Origin of the sequence: Methylibium sp., assembly GCF_013817365.1 — a bacterium.
Taxonomy (GTDB): Bacteria; Pseudomonadota; Gammaproteobacteria; order Burkholderiales; family Burkholderiaceae_C; genus Methylibium.
The window spans coordinates 1-5071 of record NZ_JACDCU010000309.1 but is presented as its reverse complement, the minus strand read 5'-3'; the positions used below and the strand labels follow the sequence as shown (position 1 = coordinate 5071).

General features: G+C 69.0%; 4 protein-coding genes. All 4 read left to right on the top strand.

The window, feature by feature from the left end; translation table 11 throughout:
• The first annotated feature begins 138 nt into the window (after positions 1–138).
• The gene (locus H0W38_RS16350) at positions 139–1869 is read left to right on the top strand and encodes a cobalt chelatase (RefSeq protein ID WP_292456020.1); all 1731 of its coding nucleotides are present in this window, start codon (positions 139–141) and stop codon (positions 1867–1869) included.
• A gap of 103 nt (positions 1870–1972) precedes the next feature.
• Positions 1973–2959, top strand: coding sequence for a chromate resistance protein ChrB domain-containing protein (locus H0W38_RS16345; RefSeq protein ID WP_292456019.1), 987 nt, complete (start codon positions 1973–1975; stop codon positions 2957–2959).
• 73 nt (positions 2960–3032) lie between these two features.
• The gene (locus tag H0W38_RS16340) at positions 3033–3854 is read left to right on the top strand and encodes a chromate resistance protein ChrB domain-containing protein (RefSeq protein WP_292456016.1); all 822 of its coding nucleotides are present in this window, start codon (positions 3033–3035) and stop codon (positions 3852–3854) included.
• Positions 3851–5071: chromate transporter (locus tag H0W38_RS16335; protein ID WP_292456015.1), on the top strand; the 1221-nt coding region annotated here is incomplete at its 3' end. The genes H0W38_RS16340 and H0W38_RS16335, both read left to right, overlap by 4 nt.

Here is a 5071-nt window from a genome sequence, read left to right as displayed (position 1 = left end):
GCGCGGGGGACATGAGCGGAGTCGGTCGCCCGATGGCCTGGGCGCGCAGACCGTCGGGCTTGCTCCATGGCTCTGTCGCCAGGCGTCCGCCCATGGCTAATCGATTGCCTCGCCTCGGCAGCCCCAGCGGCCATTGAAATGACCGGCCAAGCCCAAGCCCGCGCTCGGCATCAGCAGAAGGTCGAGGAGCTCTGCGCCGCGGCCATCCGGGCCCTCAGCGGCGAGAGGGACCTGCATTTCCGCGGCCGGCGCCTGCATCGCGGGACGCGCGCGCTGCCGCTGTTCGCGCCGCACCTGCATCCCTCGCTCGACGACGATGACTTCGGCTCCTTTCGCGGTGCGGCCGATGGCCTCGCGCTGCGGCTGAGCCGCTCCGACGCTGAACGGCACCAGCGGCTGTGTCCGCATGAGCCGGTCGATCGGCTGGTGTTCGAGCTGCTCGAGCAACTGCGCGTCGAGTCACTGGCGCCCGAGGGCATGCCGGGTGTTGTGCGTAATCTGCGCCACCGCTTCGAGCAGTGGTCGCTCGCCTTCCACCACGCCGGGCTGACCGAGAGCGTGCACGGCGTCCTGCTCTACACGGTGGCGCAGGTCTGCCGCGCGCGTGTGACGACTGAGCCCGTTCTCGAGCAGATCGAGGGCGTCATCGAACACACGCGGGCCGGGCTCGCGCCAGTGCTCGGCGTGCACCTCTTCGGCCTGCGTCGTGATCGGCAGGACCAGGCCGCATATGCCGAACATGCACTCGCCATCGCCCGACTCGTGGGCGCGGCGGTTCGTGCGAGCGATACGCAGGACGGCGGGACCGCCCAGCGCGGCGAAGGCGACGAGGACGAAGAGCGCGCCGCCTTCAGCCTGCTGATGGACCTGGAGGGCGACGACACCGCGGCCCTCGCCACGCCGGTCGCCGGCAACAGCCGCGTTCTCGAAGACGCGCCCGGTGGCTACCGGGTCTTCTCGACCGCCTACGACCGCCAGATCGATGCCGCCACGCTGGTGCGCAAGCCGCTGCTGATCGAGTACCGCGAGCGGCTCGACCGCCGCATCGCCGGGCAGGGCGTCAACCTGCCGCGCCTCGCGCGCGAACTCAAGGCCTTGCTCGCCGCACCCACGCGCGACGGCTGGGACGCCGGCCAGGAAGAAGGCCACATCGACGGCCGCCGCCTCGCCCAGCTCATCACCTCGCCGACCGAGCGGCGCCTCTTTCGCAGCGAGCGGCAGGAGCCGGTCGCCAACTGCCTGGTGAGCTTTCTCATCGACTGTTCCGGCTCCATGAAGGAGCACATCGAATCGGTGGCGATGCTGATCGACATCTTCGTGCGCGCGCTCGAACAGGCGGGCGTGAGCAGCGAGATCCTCGGCTTCACCACCAACACCTGGAACGGTGGCCGCGCGCAGCGCGACTGGCAGCGTGCCGGGCGCCCCGCGCACCCGGGCCGCCTGAACGAGGTCTGCCACCTCGTCTTCAAGGACGCCGACACGCCGTGGCGCCACGCGCGCACCAGCATCGCGGCCCTGCTCAAGGCCGACCTGTTCCGCGAAGGCATCGACGGCGAGGCGGTGGAGTGGGCTTGCCGGCGCATGGAGGGCCGCGCGGAGGAGCGCCGGCTGCTGCTCGTCGTCTCCGACGGCTGCCCGATGGACACGGCCACGAACCTGGCCAACGACCGCCACTACCTCGACCACCATTTGCGCCAGATCGTCGGGCGCCGCGAGCAGTCGGGCGGCGTGGCGATCTACGGCGTCGGCGTCGGGCTCGACCTCAGCCCCTACTACGGCCGCAGCCAGGCGCTCGACCTGAGCGGCTCGACGGGCAACCAGGTGTTCCGGGAAATCCTTGAAATGCTGGCCGGACGCGGGAGGCGGTGAACCGCTCATGAAGGCGTAGGCCGGCCAACGGGGACGGCATGCCGGCACCGGGGACCGCGCGTCGATCTTGTAATTACATCTACATGGATGTAATGTCAGCGACATGAGCTCCCCGCCGGCCGCCTGGCTTCTTCTGATCCTCTCGTTGCCGACGCAAGGGGCGACGGCGCGAATGCGGATCTGGCGCTCGCTCAAAGCGCAGGGCTGCGCTGCACTGCGAGACGGCGCCTACCTGCTTCCCGCCAGCGCAGAACATCAGTCAGCCTTGCGGGACCTGGCCGACGAGTGCTTGCGCGAGGGCGGCAGCGCGTGGGTCATGGCGGCCGCCCCAACGACGTCCGCCGATGCCGAGGCTTACCCGGTGCTCTTCGATCGGAGTGAGGACTACGCCGGCCTCGTCACCGCCTGGAAACAGGCCGGCAAGACGCTCGCGAGCCTCGGCGTCGCCGAATTGGCCCGCTTGCAGAAGAGACTGCACCGCGAGTACGAGGCGCTGCGCGCGATCGACTTCTTTCCGAACGAAGCCAGCGTGGAGGCCGAGGCCGCCTGGAGCGACTTCAACCAGCGTCTCGCGCGTTTCCTGTCGCCGGACGAGCCGCAGAACACCGACGGCGAAGTGCCGCGACTCGACGTGGGCGACTACCAAGGGCGCCTGTGGGCTACGCGCCGCCGGCTGTGGGTCGATCGCGTGGCCAGCGCGTGGTTGATCCGCCGCTTCATCGACCGCGACGCGCGCTTCATGTGGCTCGCGAAACCTTCGGATTGCCCGCGCAAGGCCCTCGGCTTCGACTTCGACGGCGCGCACTTCACCCATGTCGGCGACCGCGTGAGCTTCGAGGTATTGATGGCGAGCTTCGGCCTGGAGGATGACGTGGCACTCGTTCGCCTCGGTGCGATGGTGCGCGTGCTCGATGTGGGCGGCGAAGCGGTGCCGGAGGCGAGCGGTTTCGAGGCCGTGCTGGCCGGCGCACGCGAGCGCGTGGCGGATGACGACGCATTGCTGGCGGAGATGAGTGCCGTGCTCGACTCGCTGTACGTGCACTTCCAGCGTGAAGGCCAGCGCACGAAGCTCAAGGGAGCGCCGAAATGATCGGGCGCGGCACTCAGGAATCGCTGCGGCCGCGGTGTGCCGCTTTGTTCGACGCTTTTCGAGTGAGGCAAGCATGAGTTCGATTTCCACTTCCGAACTGCAGTCCGTGCTGGGCGGACCGGGCGCCCCGATCGTGCTGGACGTGAGGCGCCAGCCGGCGTACCGCGAAGCGAGCGAGACCGTGTCGGGCGCCCTGCGCCGCGACCCCGAAGCGGTCGAGGACTGGATGAAGGCTTTGCCGCGGACGAGCGCCGTGGTCGCGTACTGCGTGCACGGCCACGAGGTCAGCCAGAGCGTGGTGAAGCGCCTCTCGGAGCACGGTCTCGGCGCGCGCTGTCTGAAAGGCGGCATGGACGAGTGGAAGGCGGCCCAGGGGCCGCTCGATGTCAAGCCGGCAGGCAGCGGCACGCGCTGGGTGACGCGCGAACGTCCGAAGATCGACCGCATCGCCTGCCCCTGGCTCATCGCACGATTAATCGATCGGGATGCGGAGTTTCTCTACGTCCCCGAGCCGCAGGTGCGTGAAGTCGCCCAGGCGCAGCATGCGGTGCCCTACGACGTGGCGGGGGTGCATTTCACGCACGAGGGCGAGCGCTGCAGCTTCGATGCCTTCGTCCGGCATTACCGCCTGGGCAGCGATCCCGCTCTGGAGCGGCTCGCGCTGATCGTGCGCGCAGCCGACACGGGCCGGCTCGATCTCGCACCGCAGGCCGCGGGGCTCGCCGCCGTGTCGCTCGGGCTGTCGCGCCTCTTCGCCGACGACCACGAAATGCTCGACCGTGGCATGGTGCTCTACGACGCGCTGTACGTCTGGTGCAAGGAGGGGCAGCACGAAAGCCACACGTGGAATCCGCAAGATGCACTCCGTGCAATGTCTGCAAAGGTGACCGGATGAGTACGACCATCGCCGCCGTCGCGAGCGAGCGCGAAGCCCTCCCTCCGAGCCTGAGCCATGCCCAGCTGTTCGTGCGTTTTCTCAAGTTCGGCCTGCTCGCATGGGGCGGGCCGGTGGCCCAGATCGCCATGTTGCGGCGCGAGCTCGTGGACGAGGAGCGCTGGATTTCCAGCGCGCGCTTCAACAAGCTGCTGGCGGTGATGCAGGTGCTGCCGGGACCCGAAGCGCATGAGCTCTGCGTTCACCTGGGCATGCGCGCGAAAGGGCGGCTGGGCGGCCTGCTGGCGGGCCTGGGGTTCATGCTCCCGGGCTTTCTGCTGATGTTGGCCTTGTCGTGGCTGTACTTCCGCATCGACATCGCGGGCACCGCGCTTGGTGCCGCGTTCCTCGGCGTGCAGGCGGCCGTGATCGCACTGATCGCGCGTGCCGTGCACCGCATCGGAGAACACATCCTGATCGACCGCTGGTTGTGGGCGATCGCGATCGTTTGCGGGCTGGCGTCTTTCGCCGGGGTGGGCTTCTGGATCACCTTGCCGGCGGCCGGAGCGGTCTACGCCCTGCTGGTCTTGAACCGCCGGCTGACGGCCCTCCTGGCAACAGTCTGCGCGGTCGCGCTGGCCGTCGCCCTGCTGCTCTGGGCGGCGCCGGCGGCCACGCGCGTCGCGACGGTCGTCCAGGGCGAAGCCTCGGTGCTGCTGCTCTTCGTCTCGGGCCTGAAGGCAGGCCTGCTCACCTTCGGCGGCGCCTACACCGCCATCCCTTTCATCCGCAACGACGCCGTGGGGCGTGGCTGGATGAGCGACGGGCAGTTCCTCGATGGCCTGGCCTTGTCGGGCGTGCTGCCCGCGCCGCTGATCATCTTCGCCACCTTCGTCGGCTATGTCGGCGGCGGGCCGCTCGGGGCGATCGCCATGACCGCCGGCGTCTTCCTTCCCGCCTTCGCCTTTTCGCTGATCTTCTATGACCGGCTGGAGGCCGTGCTCGAAATCAGGCAGCTTCACGCCTTCCTGGACGGCGTTGCGGCGGCGGTCGTCGGCCTGATCGCCGCGACGACTGTCGACCTCGGCCGAGTCACGGCGGAGCGGGTGCCTTCCTTGGCCGTCGGCGTGCTGATCTTCGCTGCGGCCTTGGCCTTCCTCTATGCCTGGAAAAACAAGCTCAATGTCGTGGTCGTGATCGTCGCGGCGGGAGCGGCCGGTTGGCTGCTGTTCGCCAGC